The sequence below is a fragment of the Gemmobacter serpentinus genome, assembly GCF_008973825.1.
Lineage (GTDB): Bacteria > Pseudomonadota > Alphaproteobacteria > Rhodobacterales > Rhodobacteraceae > Gemmobacter > Gemmobacter serpentinus.
The window spans coordinates 60,608-77,426 of record NZ_WCHR01000004.1 but is presented as its reverse complement, the minus strand read 5'-3'; the positions used below and the strand labels follow the sequence as shown (position 1 = coordinate 77,426).

Genomic DNA, 16,819 nt, shown 5'->3' with positions numbered 1-16,819 from the left:
GTCAGACGTCTTTCATTGCAGGTCACGGCAGAACGGGCGGTTCTCATCACAGGGTCAACCTCGGCAGGCCCCGGCAGGTCCGGCCTTCGCCGCGCCGCCAAAGCCCAGAAGATCGACCGAAAGCCCGATATTCGTGGTCGGCTTCACACTAGTCGAGGTCGTGAACCGGCGCGAGAGGGAAAGATCCACGCGCAGGCATTCGTTGCGGAACTCCAGCCCCATATTGGCCCGGTTCAGGCGATCCGCCTCAAGGTCATAGCGCCCCGAGACCCGGCCCGTCCAGCTTTGGCCAAGGCTGTGCCTGCCATCCAGATGCAGCTCATTGGTGTTGACGGTGCGGCTTTCGGCGGCATCGGCCTGCATCCAGACATATGAGGCCGAGAGGCCATACCGTTCGCGATTGATATCCACCAGCATCTCGCCCTTGGTCAGATCCAGACCGTCATCCAGAATCACCCGCCCCGTGGCGCTGAAGCCTGCGGGAAAGGTGATCCGCCCTGCGGCAAGCCAATCGGAACTGCTGCCCGCAAGGCCCGAAACCTCGCTGAACTGTCCTTCATCCGTCGTGCGCAACACACGGCCAAGGGTCAGGGCGCTGCTCCAGCCCGCCGGATCGAACCGCGTCCAGCTGACACCGGCATTCAGCCAGGTGCCGGCCTCGCGCGCATCAGACCCGGAAAAGCGGCCCATCGAATACAGATTTCCCTCGTCGAACTCGACCAGGGTGCTGTCTTCATTGGGCACATCTGCCGTGTCGGAACTGGCCGCGACCAGTTGCAAAACCGGCTCGATCACATGGCTTGCGCCAGAGTCGGATGTCGCGACCCAGGGCCAGCGCAGCTCGGCCCCCACCGTGCCATGCAGGCGCGGAATGGTGCCCTCATAAAGCGCGTCCTGCCGGATCGAATAGATATCGGCATTGCCTTCGCCCATCATGGTGCCGACCAACCCGGGGCCGAAGACCCAGCTGCGCCGCCAATCGAGCCGCAGCGAGACCCGCGACAGATCGCGCCCGTCGGCGATGTCATCGGCATCGATATCGCTGTCGGTCCAGCTGTCGGAACTGCGGTAATGGCTATGGGTCTGGAAGCGCAAGCCAGCCTCGCCCCCCAGCGGCCCGCCCGAAAAGCGCCGATGCCAGGTGAAATCGGCAACCAGCGTCGGCAGGGTGGCATTGCTTTCCAGCTGTCCGCCAATATCGCGGATCGAGCGGAAATTCACGAAGCGCCCCGAGACATATTCGTTGCGCCGGGTGCGACTGGCCTCGATCCGGCTGTCGATCCGGTCCATGTCGGAAATGTCGTAATCGACCAGATAGCCCGGATCGCTGACCGCCAGCCCCGAGAATGTCAGGCGGAAGCCGTCCGGAAGACCGAAATCGCCCTTCAACGCGACATAGCCGCGATCCTCGCCGCGCAGAATGCGGTCACGCGACAAAGCGCCCGTGGCCTCGATGGTGCCGGTGCGGAAAGCCTGCCTGTAGCGCAGTTCCACCGAGCGGCCCGATTGCGCGCTGACATAGGGCGTCACCGTCAGGTCGCGGCTGGGGCCAAGCGCGATGAAATAGGGCAGCTTGATCCCCGCCCCAAGATCGGAGGTGGTGCGCAGGCGCGGAGAAAGGAAGCCGGTCGCGCGGTCCAGCGTCGGATCCGGCATCCGCAGGCGCGGGATATAGGCCACCGGCACACCGCCAAAGCGCAGCGTGGCCTTGTCAAACCACAACTGGCGTTCCTGTTCGTCATGGATCACCCGCGCGGCGCGGATTTCCCAAAGCGGCGTCGGCGCGACGGTGCAAACCTCGCAAGAGGAGGCCACGCTGTCAGTCAGCTGGGTGTAGCGCCCCTGCGTGCGGAACATCTGCCGCGCCGCGATCTGCATCTGCCGCGCCAGCACGAAGCGGGCCGAGGTCAGCAGACCCTCAGAGAGATCGGCAGACAGCTCTGCGGCATCGGCGGTGATCAGGTTGCCTGACCCATCGGTGACGGTGATTGGCCCGGTGATCGACAGCCGGTCGGTGCCCTTGTCATAGCGCACACCCTGCGCGCGCAGGATCTGGCCACGATAGCGCACCTCGACCGCGCCGGTCGCGTTCAGCACCTGATCGCCGGTGATCGCCACCTGATCGGCTTGCAAGGATGCCAGATCCTGCGCCTGCAAGGGGGCCGCCAGCGGCAGCGCCACCGTCAGCAAAAGTGTAGAAACGAAATGACGCAGCCGCATCAGCCATCCTCCAGATGCAGCAGCAATCCAAGCGCGAACAGCGCCGCCGCAAGCGGCGGGGCCCAGGCTGCGACCATGACGGGCACCTGCCCGTTCTGGCCCAGCACTTGCGCGAAATTGCGCAGAAAGAACATTGCGAACCCGCCCAGCAACGAAAACAGCACCAGAAGGCCGGTGCCGCCGAAACGGGCATGGCGCATGGTGAAACCGGCAGCGATCAGGACCATCGCGCTCATCAGCAGGGGCAGGGCCAGCTGCATCTGCAACCAGACCTGATGGTTGCGCGCCGAAAAACCCGCGCGCTCCAGCCCCCGGATGAAGGCCGGCAATTCCCAGACCGGGATCGCGGCGGGGCTGCCGAAGCTGTCGCGGATGGCATCTGCCGTCAGATCCGAAGGCAGGGTGGCGGTGTCCAGCACCTCGATACCTTGCTGCGGGTTCAGCGCATCCAGCCGCCAGCGGCGCACCTTTTCCACCGCCCATGCGCCGGGTTGCAGCCGGGCGGATTCGGCCTCGACCCGCTCGCGCGGCAGGCCTTCTTCGTCAAAGGACAGGAAGGTCACGCCATAAAGCTGGGTGCCATCGGCATTGGCGCGGCTGGCATGGATCACCGTTTGCGATCCATCGCCCCCCTGCCGCAACCAAAGACCATCTTCCGACACTGACAACACCCGCTCTGCCCCGCGCGCATATCCGGCATAGCGCGCCTCATAGGCCTTGGACGTGGCGGCGACCAGCGGGTTCAACACCGCAACCGCCACAATGCCGATCATCAGCGAAACCACGATGGGCGCAAGCAGGAAGCGCAGGCCCGACCGCCCGGCCGCGCGCACCACCACCAACTCGGACGAACGTGCAAAGCCCAGAAACATCGCGATCGCCGCCAGGATCATGATCAGCGGCAGGATGTTGTAAAGGCTTTCGGGGACATTCAGCGCCGACAGCTCCATCGCCTGCACAAGACCGACCCCCTTGCCGGACAGGCGGCGCAACTGATCGAGCATGTCGATCAGCATCAGGATGCCGAAGAACACCCCCAGGACCCGGATGAACATCCAGAAGAACCGGCGCGCGATATAAAGGCTGAGGGTCATGCTGCGGCCTCCGCGCTCACGCGCCGCACCCGGCGCGGGCGCTGCGACCACCACAACAGGCCGCAAGATATGGCAATCCCGGTGAACGGCGACAGATAGACCAGCGGCCAGGCGCGGTCATCGCGCAGCGCCGTCCCCGAAGCCCAAGTATGGATCAGCTGCAACAGGATCAGCAACAGCACCGAGAACGCGATCTGCCGCCACAGGCCAAAGCGCGAAAAGCCCCCCAGCAGCAGCGCCGAAAACCCGATCAGCGCGGCGGCGGTGGCCAGGAAGGGCATGGCAAAGCGCAAATGCGCCTCGGACAGAAAGGCCGCGCGGCTTTTGCCGGTTTCCGCCTGCAGGTCCGGGCTGGCCTGCAACAGCTGCAGCGTCGACAATTCGTCGATTGTGCGGCCCGGCAATTTGCCCTGATCGATCAGCGCCGCCAGATCATAGGTGAAATCGGCAAAGCGCGTGACCGACAGGCGGCTCTCGGCCGACATATCCTGCACCATGCCATCGAACATGATGAGTTTCGGTCCGGTTTCGCCCCGCACCAGCAGGGCACGGCTGGCGGTATAGGTGCGCCGGGCCTCCGGCTTGCGGTCATCGGCCAGAAAGACGTCCTGCAACTCGCCCCGGTCGGTGACATTGCTGATGTAAAGGGTGATCCCCTCGGTCGGATGGATGAACTCGCCGTCCGACAGATAGCGCGAGGTCACGTTCTCGGCGATTTCGGCAGATCGCGCGGTCAGCGCAGCCCGACTTGCGGGCACCAGCACATGCATCAGGATCGCCATCATCAGCGCCGCACAAAGGCCAAAATAAAGCACGGGCCGCGCCAGGCGAAAGCTGGAAAAGCCGGTCGCCTGCATCACCACCAGCTCACTGTCACCCATGAGGCGGTTCACCGCATAGACAGTTGCCGCAAAGGCCGAGATCGGCAGCACCAGCCGGATCACATTCGGCAGCGTCAGCAGCGAAAATTCCAGAAACACCAGGGCGCTTTGGCCATCGCCGATCAGTTCGTCAAACAGGCCGACCGCCCGGTTGACCCAATAGATCGCGACCAGCACCAAGGAGAAGAAGCCGAAGAGCATCAGCAATTGCGACAGCAAGTATCTGTCGAATCTCGACACGGGGGCTTCTCCTTTTATCTAGGCGGACGCTATCCGAATTCACCTGCCGGGAAAACCCTGCCCGGTCAAGGCATCCACCTGCATGGCAAAGCCCTGCCGAGGCCCGTGCAACGCGATCCGGGTGACCCGTCCGGGGGGCTGGTCAAGCCCGCGCCGGGGCGGTAGCGTGGCGCCGAAAAGACGCGACCGGCATAACCCATCCCGGCAATCGCGCACCCAGCAAACACGCAGCCAGTGGCGCATTAGCGGAGTATCCCATGTCGCATCCCGTTCCGATCCAGTTTCAGCCCGTCGATGCCGCAGCCCTGGCCGATGCGGCCGGTCGTATCGCGCTGATCGTCGATGAGGCGGGCAAGCTGGGACCGGCGGGGCGCAAGCTGGACAAGCTGATGCGCGGGGCCTTGGCGCGGTTTCTGGGGTCAGAGTCTTTCGGGGCGCTGAAATCGGGCGACAGCGCCGATCTGGCCTATCCGGCGGGGATCAAGGCCGATGCGGTGCAGGTGGTGAAGCTGGACCGCAAACCCGATACAGAGACCGCCCGCAAGGCGGGGGCCGCCATCGGCAAGGCCTTGTCAAAGACCGCGACACTGGTGCTGGCGGAAAACACCAAGGCCGCCGCCGATATCTCTTTCGGGCTTGCGCTGCGGGCCTATGGCTTTACCGCGCACAAGACCGGCGAACAGACCGTGCCCGGCCCGGTCACCCTGATGGTGGCAGAACCGGAAAAGGTGGCGTCGGACGCCGCGCCGATGGCCGCCCTGGCCGAAGGCGTGTTCTTCACCCGTGACCTGGTGAACGAGCCCGCCAATATCCTGACCACCGATGATTTTGCGGCCCGCCTTGCCGCCATGCAGGAACTGGGGCTGGAGGTCGAGATCCTGGAGGAAGCCGATCTGGCCAAGCTTGGCATGGGCGCGCTGCTTGGCGTGGGGCAGGGGTCCGAGGCCCCCTCCAAGGTTGTGGTGATGCAATGGAACGGCGGCAAGGCAGGTGACGCGCCGCTGGCGCTGATCGGCAAGGGTGTGGTGTTCGACACCGGCGGCATCTCGATCAAGCCTGCGGGCGGCATGGAAGAGATGACCATGGATATGGGCGGTGCCGGGGTCGTTGCGGGCGTGATGCGCACGCTGGCGCTGCGCAAGGCGCGCGCCAATGTCGTGGGCATCGTCGCTCTGGTCGAGAACATGCCCGATGGCCGCGCACAGCGCCCGGGCGATGTGGTCCGCTCCATGAAGGGGGACACGATCGAGGTGATCAACACCGATGCCGAGGGGCGTTTGGTGCTGGCCGATGTGATGTGGTATGCGCAGGAACGGTTCAAGCCGGTCGGCATGATCGACCTGGCCACCCTGACCGGCGCGATCATCGTGGCGCTTGGCCATGAACATACCGGCGTCTTTTCCAACAACGATGCCTTCTGCGACCAGTTCCTGCGCGCGGCCCGTTCCGAGGGCGAAGGCGCATGGCGCCTGCCGATGGGCGCGGCCTATGATGCGAAACTGAAATCGCGGATCGCGGATATGATGAATGTCGGCGGGCGCGATGGCGGCGCAATCACCGCGGCGCAGTTCCTGCAACGCTTCGTGAAGCCGGAAACCCCGTGGATCCATCTGGATATCGCGGGCACCGCGCTGCTGAAGGGTGACAGCACGCTGGCCCCCAAAGGGGCGACCGGCTGGGGCGTCATGGCGCTGAACCGCCTGATCCGCGACCAGTACGAAGGCTGATCGCGCGCGCCTCATGCCGGTTCTGTTCTACCATATCACCCGCTCCAGCGTGGAAGACACCGCCCGCACCCTGATGGAGCGGGCGCTTGGCGCAGGCTGGCGGGTGATGCTGCGCGGGAGCGATCCCGCGCGGCTGCAACACCTGGATGACTGGCTTTGGCTCAACCCCGATGACGGGTTCCTGCCGCATGGCTTGGCGGGCGGGCCGCGAGACGGCGATCAGCCGATCCTACTGGGGCAGGGAGCGGCGATGCCCGGCACCAAGGCGGTGCTGCTGATCGACGGGGCCGAGCCGCTGCCCGGCGAGGCCGAGGCGATGGAACGGGTCTGGGTGCTGTTCGACGGCCATGATGGCGGCGCGGTCAACCGCGCGCGGGGCTTGTGGAAAGCGATCACCGCCGCAGGCACGCCGGCGCAATACTGGTCCGAAGAGGCTGGCCGCTGGGAGAAAAAGGCGGAATCCGGCACCTGATGCGCAATCACCGCCGGGTCAGCACCATGGTATCGCCGTCAATCTCCAGCCGGTAGCGGTTCAGATAATCCATCCCCAGCAGCGATCCCTCCATTTCGCCCTCAGTCACATAGGCGGGCAGGTCGGTATCTTCCCAATCCGACAGACGCACATCCTTGAGCCAGATCCGCGCCGTGCGCACCGTGCCATTGGCGGTCTGCGCCTGCCCCAGATAGGCTAGGCCTTCGGTCTTGATATCCAGCCGCGCCACATCATCGCGGCCCAGCACCACGCCCGAGGCGCCGGTATCGACCATGAAATTGATCTGGGTGCCGTTCACCTCCAGCGTCAGGTAGAAATGCCCATCCCGGGCGCGGTCAGTCTGCACACGGCCCCCGGTCGCTTCCTGACGCGGCAGCAGGTTGGGCCGGATGTCGTTCCAAAGCCCATAGGCCGCAAGCCCGCCCAGGATAATCAGAACCCAAGCCATGGCAGAGCGCAGCGCAAAGCCGGTGCGGCCGCGATATTCGGCCAGAACCCAGCCGCCAAGCACCGCAATCAGCAGCCCCAGATACAGCGCCCGCATCAGGATATCGGTCTCCATCAGCCGATCAGTCCCGTGCCACGCACGCCATCAATGACGAATTGCACCGCAAGGGCGGCCAACAACATGCCCAGAAGCCGAGTGATCACGATGGTGCCGGTGCGGCCCAGCATCCGTTCCAGCGGGGGGGCGGCCAGCAGGAAGGCAAAGGTGGTCAGCATCACCGCCAGCATCACCCCGATCGCGGCGCTGATGGCCGCAAGCCCGCCACCCGCCTGACCGACCAGCAGGATCATGGTGGCAATCGCCCCCGATCCGGCAATCAGCGGCGTCGCCAGCGGAAAGACCGACGGGTCATGATCCGGCTCGGCCTGCTGCCCCTCGCGCCGCTGGGTGCGGCGTTCAAACAGCATGTCGAGCGCGGTCAGGAACAGCAGGATCCCGCCCGCAATGCGGAAGGCAGGCATGGTGATGCCGATAAAACCCAACAGCGCCTCACCCGCGATGGCAAAGGCCGCAAGGATGGCAAAGGCAATGATGCAGGCCCGGATCGCCAGCGCCCGGCGGCGTTCCACGCTCATGCCGCGGGTCAGGGCGATGAACAGCGGCACCAGCCCGGGCGGGTCGATCACCACGAACAGCGTGGCATAGGCGGTGATGAGGAAAGCGGTCTCGATCATGCCCCGTCCTTTTGGCCCCGTCCTGTTGTTGCTTGCGGTCAAGTTTGCGCGGAACCGAATGGCAAGGCAAGGACCGCAATACGAAAAAGGGCACCCAAGCGGGTGCCCTCATCAGTCACGCAAAGCGGGAATTATTCGGCGGCGACGGCCAGACCGAGGGTGATGAAGCGGCCCTCATCCTCGATGAAGCCCTTGTCGTCGAAGCCCGCCTCATGCGAGCCGAAGGGCATCTGTGCGCGCAGCTTCCAGCTTGCCGGGACATTGAAGGCCTCGGCCGCCGGGGCATCGGCGATCGGGCTGTAATGCTGCAACGATGCGCCAAGGCCGGCATCGGCCAGCGCGTTCCAGACCGAGATTTGCGCCATACCCGCCGAATGCTCCGAGAAGGTCGGGAAGGCATCGGCGTAAAGCGGGAAGTTCTCTTGCAGGCCCTTCACGGTATCCTGATCTTCATAGAACAGCACCGTGCCGACACCGGCGGCAAAGGATTTCATCTTGGCTTCGGTCGGGGCAAAGGCATCGGCGGGCACGACGGCGCGCAGCGCGTCTTCGGTCAGTTGCCAGAACTTTTCCGATTCCGCGCCGAACAGGATGACGGCGCGCGAGGATTGCGAGTTGAACGACGAGGGCGAGAGGCGGATCGCCTCCTTGATCAGCGCTTCAAGCTCGGCCGGGGATTGTTTGACGTTGCGACCCAAGGCGTATTGGGTGCGGCGTTTTTTCAGGGTGGCAATGGTCGGGTTCGACATGAGAGGTGGCCCTTCAGCTCGGATACAGGGCAGAAAATGCGACTGCGCGCAAAAACCTTCAATCCCGGAAAGCTGTGCATCTGCGCAGGTTTACGGTTCACCCATGCAGATAAAAATTCGCGATGCGGGGACGCATCGTCGGGTGGAGAGCCGATTTGGGAGGCGCTTATCGCGCCTCCGCCCCTTCCAGTTTTTCCTGCGCCGACAACCACATGGCCTCGGCCCGGTCAAGCCCGTCCATCACCTCGGCATACTTCTTGTTCCAGACCGCGAGGTCGCCCTTGCGGCTGTCTTCATAAAGCTCCGGGTCGGCGAGTTTGCTGGCCAGCTTGTCGCGCATGTCATTCAGCTTGGCCAGGCGCTCCTCGCATTTGCGCACCTCGGCGCGCAGGGCAAGGATCTCGTCCCGGCTGGCTTTCTTGGGTTTCTCGACTGGCTTTACCACCTCTTTGGCGGGCTCGTCCCCCGCCAGAAGCTCGGCCCGGTAGGTCTCCAGATCCTTTTCATAGGGCTGGACTGCGCCCCCCTTCACCAGCCAGAGGCGATCGGCCACCAGCCCCAACAGGTGCATGTCGTGGCTGACCAGGATCACTGCGCCGGAATATTCGGTCAGCGCCTCCACCAGCGCCTCGCGGCTTTCGATATCCAGGTGGTTGGTCGGCTCGTCGAGGATCAGAAGATGCGGCGCATCGATGGTGGCCAAGAGCAGCGACAGCCGCGCCTTCTGGCCACCCGACAAGCGGCCCACCACGGTTTCCGCCTGTTCGGCCATCAGGCCAAAGCCCGCAAGACGCGCGCGCAGGCGCGGCTGCCCCTCGGTCGGGCGCAGCCGCTGCACATGCTGCAAGGGCGTCTCGTCGATATAGAGTTCCTCGACCTGATGCTGGGCGAAGAAGCCGATGCGCAGCTTGGAATGGCGGTGCAGACTGCCGCCCATCAGATCCAGCTTGCCCGCAAGCAGCTTCGACAAAGTCGACTTGCCCTCGCCATTGCGACCCAGAAGCGCGATGCGGTCATCCTGATCGATGCGCAGCGACAGGTTGCGCAGGATCGTGGTCTTGCCATAGCCGGTGCTCGCGCCCTCCATATTGATGATGGGGGGCGACAGCGCCTCGGGCGCGGGGAAGGTGAAGACCATCTTGCGCGCCTCTTCCGGCGCGGTGATCGGGGTCAGCTTTTCCAGCATCTTCACGCGGCTTTGCGCCTGCACGGCTTTCGATGCCTTGGCCTTGAAGCGATCCACGAAACTTTGCAGATGGGCGCGCCGCGCCTCGACCTTCTTGGCCTCGGCGGCCTGAACCGCGCGGCGTTCCGCCATCTGGCGGGCGAACTGGTCGTAACCGCCCTGCCAATAGGTCAGCTTGCGGTTATCAAGATGCAGGATGCCCTGCACCGCGCGGTTCAGCAGACCCCGGTCGTGACTGATGATCAGCACGGTATGCGGGTATTTCTGCAGATAGCTTTCAAGCCAGAGCGCGCCTTCCAGATCAAGATAGTTCGTCGGCTCGTCCAGCAGCAGATAATCGGGCTGCGCAAACAGCACGCCCGCCAGCGCCACCCGCATCCGCCAGCCGCCCGAGAAATCCGAGCAGGGGCGCAGCTGTGCCTCGGCGTCAAAGCCAAGGCCGCGCAGGATGGCACTCGCGCGCCCCTCGGCCGACCAGGCGTCGATATCGGCCAGACGGGTCTGGATCTCGGCAATGCGATGCGGATCGGTCGCGGTCTCGGATTCCGCCAGCAGGCTTGCGCGTTCGGTATCGGCAGCCAGCACCGTGTCAATCAGCGAGGTGGCCGAGGACGGCACCTCCTGTGCCACGCCGCCGATGCGGGCGCGGGCCGGAATCGAGATCTCGCCGCCTTCCAGCGCAAGCTCGCCCCGGATCAGCCGGAACAGCGTGGTCTTGCCCGCGCCATTGCGTCCGACAAGACCGACCTTGTGGCCGGTGGGGATGGTGGCAGAGGCCCCCTCGAACAGAGGGCGGCCTTCGATCGAATAGGTGAGGTCATTGATGCGCAACATGATGCGTCTGCCTTGCCCGCCTTTGCGCGGGGCGTCAACCGGGCCCGGACGCTTTGGGAGGTGCTTTTTGGGGTGCTTTTGCCTGCAACGCCTGCGCGATGCGACATGCGCCCGGGGGCCAGCCCCCGGACCCCCGGGATATTTGAGAACAGATGAATGGAGACAGAGGCCGCGTGCTGCTTGCGATGTTCATGGCATCCGCAAGGGCAATGGCGGATCGGCTTGGTTTCAAATATCGTGGGGGCGGTGCCGTGCGGGTGCCGGGGTCCGCGCCCCGATCCTGACTTCACCGCAGGGCCGGGCATGGTCACGCTCTTTCCAACTTCGACGCTGCATGATAGAGGGCGGCCACAAATCGCGCGCGGGATGCCCCTTGCGCCTTATTCACGGAGAGCCTGACATGGCCATCGAACGCACCCTGTCGATCATCAAGCCGGATGCCACCAAACGCAATCTGACCGGCAAGATCGTTGCCAAATTCGAGGAAGCCGGCCTGCGCGTCGTCGCCTCCAAGCGCATTCACCTGTCGACCGCCCAAGCCGGTGCCTTCTATGCCGAGCACGCCGAGCGCCCCTTCTATGGTGAGTTGGTGAGCTTCATGGCATCCGAGCCGGTCGTGGTGCAGGTTCTGGAAGGCGAAGGCGCCATTGCGAAGAACCGCGAAGTCATGGGCGCGACCGACCCGGCCGCCGCTGACGCGGGCACCATCCGCAAGGAATTTGCCCTGTCGAAAGGCGAGAACTCGGTCCATGGCTCCGACAGCGAAGCCTCGGCTGCCCGCGAGATCGCCTTCTTCTTCTCGGGTCTCGAACTGGTCGGCTGATCGGATCACTGCCCTTGAACGGATCAGGCCGCCCTTCGGGGCGGCCTTTTCATTCGACACTGTCGCGTCAACCGGCCCGCACACCCAGCGCGTTCAGCGCCGCCTCCAGATCGCGGGGCAGGCCTGACGGCGCAGCCTGCGCCAAGGCCTCGGCTTTCAGCGCATCGAAGCGGATGCGCAGCGCCTTTTTCTCGTCGCCCTTGCAGTCATTCCAGGGCCGTCCCTGCAGCCCCATCACCAGCACATAATAGCCGATGAAATGCGGCGTGGTGCCGTGCCGCAGCAATGCAAGATAGGCTGCGTCGGCGCCCAGCGCCCGCAGCTCGGTTGCCGTATGGATGCCCGCCCGGGCAAAACCCGCCTCGGAGGCAGGGCCGAGATTGGGAATCGAGGAAATCGGATCCGCCGCCGGAGCGCGCCCGGATGGGCTGTTCGGGGCTCGTTCATGCGCCGCCGGATCGTTTGCTGTCGGATCGCTCATGCTGCGCGCACCTGCCTGCCGGGCCACCGGCCCACGAAATGACAAAGGCCAGCCTGACCGGCTGGCCCTGAAAAGGCAATATGCCTCAACTCTGATGGCTGACCCGCAACTGCCGGTCAGCGCCACAGCGTCAGGATCAGATCGAGGCCCAATCCTTGATGATCGGCTGCGATCCCTGCTGCTGTTGCTGGCTCGGGCTGTTCTGGCCGCCTTGTTGCTGTTGCGGCTGTTGCGACTGTGCCATTTCGGTGCTCCGGTGTTCTGGCGTGATACTTGTTCAAAACATGCTCTGCGTGGCAGGTTCGCCCGCCCTGATCCCAACAGCCTGAAGGGGCAATCGGGCCAAGACATGACGTCCCTGTGACGCTTTCGCCGCCAATTATGTCGCACGACTTCGCACAGCAAGTAAATTTGTCGCAAACAACCCGCAGATCGCAAAAAATTGTGGCAGTTTTGTAATAACTGCCGCCCCCGCGCGGATCAGTCCTTGCGGATTGCCGGAAAGCCGATCCCGGCCAGCGTGCGGATCAACAGATCGGCATCAGCGCTGCCGTCCACCTCGGCGCTGCGGTTGGCCGCGTCAAACCGGATCGCCTCGACCCCCGGCAGCGGCGAAAGGGCGGCCTCGATTGAGGCGCGGCAATGGCCGCAGGTCATGTCGGGGATGGAAAGTCGGGTCATGCGTGCCTCCTGTGGCGCGGGGATCGGGCAGGGTGCGAGGGCCCCTGTCCGACCCATCTGGGGTTTCCAGTGACCGGAAGGTCAAGGGGGCGATTGCATCGCGTTTGCGTGATCGCAATTTCTGACGGCAGGGACTTGACCTTCCCATGACTGGAACCCCTAGATGCAGGACCAAGACGCCCTGACAGGGCCTTGGATCAAGGAGAATGGCATGAGCGGGACCATCCGTTTCAAGCTGGATGGCATGAGCTGCGCCTCTTGCGTGGCACGGGCCGAGCGGGTGCTGACCGCGCAGCCCGGCGTGACCAAAGCACGGGTCAATCTGGCCGATGAAAGCGCCGAAGCGGAGTTTGACGCACCAGGCACCCCGGAAAGCATAGCCGAGGCCTTGGCCCGGGCGGGGTATCCTGTGCGGCAAGAGGTCGTGCAGCTTTCGGTCGAAGGGATGACTTGCGCCTCCTGCACCGGACGGGTGGAGCGGGTGCTGGCCGCCCAGCCCGGCGTGATCGCGGCGCAAGCCAATCTGGCCGCGCGGCGCGCCAGCGTCACCATCTGGTCCGGCAGCGCCGATCCGGTCGATCTGGCAAGCGCGGTCAGCCGGGCAGGCTTTGCCTCGATGCCGATGGAAAGCGCCGACCCCGATGCCCGCAGCCATGAGATGGCGGGATTGAAGCGTGACCTGTGGCTTGCCGGCCTGCTGACCCTGCCGGTCTTTGTGACCGAGATGGGCGGGCATCTTATGCCCTCCTTCCACCACTGGCTGCTGCACACTGTGCCGCAACAGGGGCTGTGGGGGATGCAATTCCTGCTAGCAACTGCCGTTCTGGCCATTCCGGGGCGGCGTTTCCTGACCAAAGGCCTGCCTGCGCTGATGCGCGGGGCACCGGATATGAACAGCCTTGTCGCGCTTGGCACCCTGGCGGCCTGGATCTATTCCTCGGTCGCTACCTTCCTGCCGGATCTGCTGCCCGCCCATGCCCAGACGGTCTATTTTGAGGCCGCTATGGTCATCATCGTGCTGATCCTGGCGGGGCGGCTGATGGAGGCGCAGGCGCGCGGACGGGCGGGTGCCGCAATCTCGGGCCTGATCGAGCTGCGCCCAGCCAATGCAATGCTGGAAAGCCCGGAAGGGTGGCGTGAGGTGGCACTGTCATCCATCCAGCCCGGCGCGCGGCTGCTGGTGCGGCCCGGCGCAAGGGTGCCGCTGGATGGCGTGGTGGAAGAGGGCCAATCGGCGGTGGATGAGGCCATGCTGACCGGCGAGGCATTGCCCGTCACCAAATCCCCTGGTGACCGGGTGACGGGCGGCACGATGAACGGTACCGGCAGCCTGGTGATGCGGGTGACCGAGGTGGGGCGCGACACCGTGCTGTCGCGTATCATCGCCATGGTCGAGGAGGCGCAATCGGCGAAACTGCCGGTGCAGGCGCTGGTCGACCGCATTACGCTGTGGTTCGTGCCGGTGGTGATGGTGCTAGCCGCCCTGACCGTTGCCACATGGCTGATCTTAGGTCCGGGGCTGGCCGAGGCACTGGTGGCGGGCGTATCCGTCCTGATCATTGCCTGCCCCTGCGCGATGGGGCTGGCGACGCCGGTCTCGATCATGGTCGGAACCGGCCGTGCGGCAGAATTGGGTGTGCTGTTCCGGCGCGGTGAGGCGTTGCAGACGCTGGCACAGGTGCGGCGCGTGGCTTTCGACAAGACCGGCACCCTGACCGAAGGCAAGCCGGTGCTGACCGATATGAAACCGCTGTCGCAGCATCTGCTGCGGCTGGCCGCCGCGGTGGAGGCACAGTCGGAACACCCGCTGGCGCAGGCGGTCTTGCAGGCGGCACAGGCGCAGGACCTGCAAATTCCGACCGTGAGCCAGTTCCGCGCCACCATCGGCCACGGTGCCGAAGCCATGGTGGAGGGTCAGCATGTGGCCCTTGGCGCGGCACGCATGTTCCCGCAGGGCCTTGGCCCCTGGCAGATCGAGGGCGAAGGCTTCGCCGTGCAGGGCAAGACCCCGATCTATCTGGCGGTGGATGGCAAGGTGATGGGCGTGCTGGCGGTGGCCGACAAGGTGAAGCCGGGGGCGGCGGCCGCCATTTCTGCGCTCAAGGATCTTGGCGTGGCCTCCGCCATGCTGACCGGCGACGCACCGCGCGTGGCGCAGGCGATCGCGTCCGAGCTGCGGCTGTCTGACGTGCAAGCCGGCATGTTGCCCGGTGGCAAGGTCGCGGCGGTAGAGGCCATGAAACCCGGCGTGGCCTTTGTCGGCGATGGCATCAATGACGCGCCCGCCCTTGCTGCCGCCGATGTCGGCATCGCCATCGGCCATGGCACCGATATCGCCATCGAGGCGGCAGAGGTCGTGCTGGTCTCGGGCGATCCGCGGGCGGCTGCGACCGCGATCAAGGTCAGCCGCTCCGTGATGCGCAATATCCGCGAGAATCTGGTCTGGGCCTTTGGCTATAACGTCGCGCTGATTCCGGTAGCGGCAGGGGTGCTGGTGCCCTTTGGCGGGCCGCAACTGTCGCCCATGCTGGGGGCCGCGGCCATGGCGCTGTCATCGGTCTTTGTGCTGGCCAATGCGCTGCGGCTGCGCCGGCTGAAACCCGTGGGGGATCTGGGATGAACATCAAGGAAGTCGCCGACCGCGCGGGCCTGCCTGCCAAGACCATCCGCTATTATGAGGAGATCGGGCTGATCCGTCCCGCCCGCGCCGAGAACGGCTATCGCGCCTTTCGCGAGACCGATCTGCACAAGCTGGCCTTCATCGGCCGCGCGCGCGGGCTTGGCTTCACCATCGAGGATTGCCGGGCGCTGCTTGCCCTCTATGAAGATCAGGCCCGTGCCAGCGCCGATGTCAAGGCACTGGCCGAGGCGCATCTGACCCGGATCGAGGCGAAATTGCAGGAATTGCAGGCGATGAAGCGCACGCTTTCGGGGCTTGTTGCGGCCTGTGCAGGCGATGGCCGCCCCGATTGCCCGATCCTCACCGGCCTCTCGGACAGCTGCTGCGCCTGACCTCTGGTCTTCCCCCGTTGCGCATGGCAGGGTCGGCGCAAACAAGAAAGACGGGGAAGGGGACCATGCAACCGGTCTTTGACGGACATAACGACATCCTGCTGCGGTTGCAGCTGGCACCGAAACGACGCGCGGAGATCTGGCTGACCGGCGAGGGGCGCGGCCATCTGGACCTGCCGCGCATGAAGGCGGGCGGCTTTGCGGCGGGGATGTTTGCGATCTATATCCCCTCGCCCCCCGCGCCGGGCGCGCCCGATTACGACGCGCTCATGGACAACCCACCCTATGAGGTGGAACTGCCCGCGATGATCCCGCTGGAGGTGGCACAGCCGGTCGCCCTGTCGATGGCCGGGCATCTGCACTGGATGGAACGCGCCTCCAACGGTGACTTCCGCATCTGCCGTTCGGTGGCCGAGATCGAGGCCGCGCGCGCGGCGGGGGCGATTGCCGGCATCATGCATATGGAGGGTGCCGAGGCGATCGATCCCGGCCTCGACGCGTTGCACAGCTTCCACGCCATGGGGCTGCGCTCGCTTGGGCCGGTCTGGTCGCGCCCGACCGCCTTTGGCCATGGCGTGCCCTTCCGCTTTCCCGGCACGCCCGATACCGGCCCCGGCCTGACCGATGCAGGCAAACGCCTGATCCGCGAATGCAATGCGCTGAAGATCATGGTCGATCTGAGCCATATGAACGAAGCAGGCTTCAACGATATCGCCGCCATCAGCGACGCGCCCCTGATCGCCACCCATTCCAATGCCCATGCCGTCACGCCCTCAACCCGCAATCTGACGGATCGCCAATTGGCGATGATCCGCGAGTCGCGCGGGATGGTGGGGGTGAATTTCGCGACCGTCTTCCTGCGTGAAGATGGCAAACGCTCGGCCAAGATGGGCTGGGATCCGGTGCTGCGCCATTTCGATCACCTGATCACCCATCTGGGCGAGGATCATGTGGGCTTTGGCTCGGATTTCGACGGGGCCGAGATCCCGGAGGGCATTACCGATGTCGCGGGCCTGCCCAATCTGATTGCCGCCCTTGAGGCCCATGGTTTCGGCAAGGATCTGGTCGCGAAACTGGCCTGGAGCAATTGGGTCGGCGCGCTGCGCCGGACCTGGGGGGAATGACAGAAGGGGGCGGTGCCCCCTTCGCCCCCACGGCACTTCCCCCGGGATGTTTGAGAAGCCAAGAAGCAGATCCGCCGCCGCCCTGTCGGATG

General features: G+C 65.0%; 15 protein-coding genes. 6 read left to right on the top strand and 9 right to left on the bottom strand.

All coding sequences use genetic code 11. From position 1 onward, the window contains the following. Window positions 1–54: 54 nt before the first annotated feature. From GBJ34_RS01585 to lptF, 3 genes are read right to left on the bottom strand one after another with little or no spacing between them, the layout of a single operon-like run. On the bottom strand, window positions 55–2,220 hold the full coding sequence (locus tag GBJ34_RS01585; protein WP_151717503.1) for an LPS-assembly protein LptD: 2,166 nt from the start codon (window positions 2,218–2,220) through the stop codon (window positions 55–57). Next, complete coding sequence (gene lptG / locus GBJ34_RS01580) at window positions 2,220–3,314, bottom strand: LPS export ABC transporter permease LptG (protein ID WP_151717502.1); 1,095 nt, start codon at window positions 3,312–3,314, stop codon at window positions 2,220–2,222. Before lptG ends, GBJ34_RS01585 begins: the two co-directional genes overlap by 1 nt. After that, a complete protein-coding gene (gene lptF, locus GBJ34_RS01575) occupies window positions 3,311–4,435 on the bottom strand; it encodes an LPS export ABC transporter permease LptF (RefSeq protein ID WP_151717501.1) in 1,125 nt (374 codons plus the stop codon). The genes lptG and lptF overlap by 4 nt, the downstream gene beginning before the upstream one ends. 257 nt (window positions 4,436–4,692) lie before the next feature. Here lptF and GBJ34_RS01570 point away from each other — a divergent pair, with 257 nt between their 5' ends. Further along, on the top strand, window positions 4,693–6,162 hold the full coding sequence (locus GBJ34_RS01570) for a leucyl aminopeptidase (protein WP_151717500.1): 1,470 nt from the start codon (window positions 4,693–4,695) through the stop codon (window positions 6,160–6,162). Window positions 6,163–6,175: 13 nt separating this feature from the next. Beyond that, on the top strand, window positions 6,176–6,634 hold the full coding sequence (locus tag GBJ34_RS01565; RefSeq protein ID WP_151717499.1) for a DNA polymerase III subunit chi: 459 nt from the start codon (window positions 6,176–6,178) through the stop codon (window positions 6,632–6,634). Between the two features lie 7 nt (window positions 6,635–6,641). Here the strand turns inward: GBJ34_RS01565 and GBJ34_RS01560 are convergent, their stop codons facing one another. From GBJ34_RS01560 to GBJ34_RS01545, 4 genes are all read right to left on the bottom strand, one after another. Further along, window positions 6,642–7,217, bottom strand: a complete 576-nt coding sequence (locus GBJ34_RS01560) for a retropepsin-like aspartic protease family protein (protein WP_151717498.1) — start codon at window positions 7,215–7,217, stop codon at window positions 6,642–6,644. Then, on the bottom strand, window positions 7,217–7,837 hold the full coding sequence (locus GBJ34_RS01555) for a MarC family protein (RefSeq protein WP_151717497.1): 621 nt from the start codon (window positions 7,835–7,837) through the stop codon (window positions 7,217–7,219). Before GBJ34_RS01555 ends, GBJ34_RS01560 begins: the two co-directional genes overlap by 1 nt. A gap of 131 nt (window positions 7,838–7,968) precedes the next feature. Continuing rightward, complete coding sequence (locus tag GBJ34_RS01550) at window positions 7,969–8,586, bottom strand: nitroreductase family protein (protein WP_151717496.1); 618 nt, start codon at window positions 8,584–8,586, stop codon at window positions 7,969–7,971. 166 nt (window positions 8,587–8,752) lie between these two features. Further along, a complete protein-coding gene (locus GBJ34_RS01545) occupies window positions 8,753–10,606 on the bottom strand; it encodes an ABC-F family ATP-binding cassette domain-containing protein (protein WP_151717495.1) in 1,854 nt (617 codons plus the stop codon). A 400-nt stretch (window positions 10,607–11,006) separates the two neighbouring features. Between GBJ34_RS01545 and ndk the strand changes: the two genes are divergently transcribed. Continuing rightward, window positions 11,007–11,429: a nucleoside-diphosphate kinase gene (gene ndk / locus GBJ34_RS01540; protein WP_151717494.1), complete on the top strand. Its 423-nt coding sequence runs from the start codon at window positions 11,007–11,009 to the stop codon at window positions 11,427–11,429. Window positions 11,430–11,496: 67 nt separating this feature from the next. Here ndk and GBJ34_RS01535 read toward each other — a convergent pair whose 3' ends face one another. After that, window positions 11,497–11,910: a TfoX/Sxy family protein gene (locus tag GBJ34_RS01535; protein WP_151717493.1), complete on the bottom strand. Its 414-nt coding sequence runs from the start codon at window positions 11,908–11,910 to the stop codon at window positions 11,497–11,499. Window positions 11,911–12,390: 480 nt separating this feature from the next. Next, window positions 12,391–12,591, bottom strand: coding sequence for a heavy-metal-associated domain-containing protein (locus tag GBJ34_RS01530; protein WP_151717492.1), 201 nt, complete (start codon window positions 12,589–12,591; stop codon window positions 12,391–12,393). 211 nt (window positions 12,592–12,802) lie between these two features. Between GBJ34_RS01530 and GBJ34_RS01525 the strand changes: the two genes are divergently transcribed. From GBJ34_RS01525 to GBJ34_RS01515, 3 genes are all read left to right on the top strand, one after another. Then, window positions 12,803–15,211 carry a heavy metal translocating P-type ATPase gene (locus GBJ34_RS01525; protein WP_151717491.1) on the top strand — a complete coding sequence of 803 codons (2,409 nt, stop codon included), beginning with the start codon at window positions 12,803–12,805 and terminating at the stop codon, window positions 15,209–15,211. Further along, the gene (gene cueR / locus GBJ34_RS01520; RefSeq protein WP_151717490.1) at window positions 15,208–15,603 is read left to right on the top strand and encodes a Cu(I)-responsive transcriptional regulator; all 396 of its coding nucleotides are present in this window, start codon (window positions 15,208–15,210) and stop codon (window positions 15,601–15,603) included. The genes GBJ34_RS01525 and cueR overlap by 4 nt, the downstream gene beginning before the upstream one ends. Before the next feature lie 65 nt (window positions 15,604–15,668). After that, window positions 15,669–16,727, top strand: a complete 1,059-nt coding sequence (locus GBJ34_RS01515; RefSeq protein ID WP_151717489.1) for a dipeptidase — start codon at window positions 15,669–15,671, stop codon at window positions 16,725–16,727. Window positions 16,728–16,819 lie beyond the last annotated feature (92 nt).

What these genes read in the sequence shown, in the direction of transcription:
- GBJ34_RS01585 (WP_151717503.1), bottom strand. Translation starts at nt 2,220, where the DNA reads ATGCGGCTGCGTCATTTCGTTTCTACACTTTTGCTGACGGTGGCGCTG.
- lptG (WP_151717502.1), bottom strand. Translation starts at nt 3,314, where the DNA reads ATGACCCTCAGCCTTTATATCGCGCGCCGGTTCTTCTGGATGTTCATC.
- GBJ34_RS01570 (WP_151717500.1), top strand. Translation starts at nt 4,693, where the DNA reads ATGTCGCATCCCGTTCCGATCCAGTTTCAGCCCGTCGATGCCGCAGCC.
- GBJ34_RS01565 (WP_151717499.1), top strand. Translation starts at nt 6,176, where the DNA reads ATGCCGGTTCTGTTCTACCATATCACCCGCTCCAGCGTGGAAGACACC.
- GBJ34_RS01560 (WP_151717498.1), bottom strand. Translation starts at nt 7,217, where the DNA reads ATGGAGACCGATATCCTGATGCGGGCGCTGTATCTGGGGCTGCTGATT.
- GBJ34_RS01555 (WP_151717497.1), bottom strand. Translation starts at nt 7,837, where the DNA reads ATGATCGAGACCGCTTTCCTCATCACCGCCTATGCCACGCTGTTCGTG.
- GBJ34_RS01550 (WP_151717496.1), bottom strand. Translation starts at nt 8,586, where the DNA reads ATGTCGAACCCGACCATTGCCACCCTGAAAAAACGCCGCACCCAATAC.
- GBJ34_RS01545 (WP_151717495.1), bottom strand. Translation starts at nt 10,606, where the DNA reads ATGTTGCGCATCAATGACCTCACCTATTCGATCGAAGGCCGCCCTCTG.
- ndk (WP_151717494.1), top strand. Translation starts at nt 11,007, where the DNA reads ATGGCCATCGAACGCACCCTGTCGATCATCAAGCCGGATGCCACCAAA.
- GBJ34_RS01535 (WP_151717493.1), bottom strand. Translation starts at nt 11,910, where the DNA reads ATGAGCGATCCGACAGCAAACGATCCGGCGGCGCATGAACGAGCCCCG.
- GBJ34_RS01530 (WP_151717492.1), bottom strand. Translation starts at nt 12,591, where the DNA reads ATGACCCGACTTTCCATCCCCGACATGACCTGCGGCCATTGCCGCGCC.
- GBJ34_RS01525 (WP_151717491.1), top strand. Translation starts at nt 12,803, where the DNA reads ATGAGCGGGACCATCCGTTTCAAGCTGGATGGCATGAGCTGCGCCTCT.
- cueR (WP_151717490.1), top strand. Translation starts at nt 15,208, where the DNA reads ATGAACATCAAGGAAGTCGCCGACCGCGCGGGCCTGCCTGCCAAGACC.
- GBJ34_RS01515 (WP_151717489.1), top strand. Translation starts at nt 15,669, where the DNA reads ATGCAACCGGTCTTTGACGGACATAACGACATCCTGCTGCGGTTGCAG.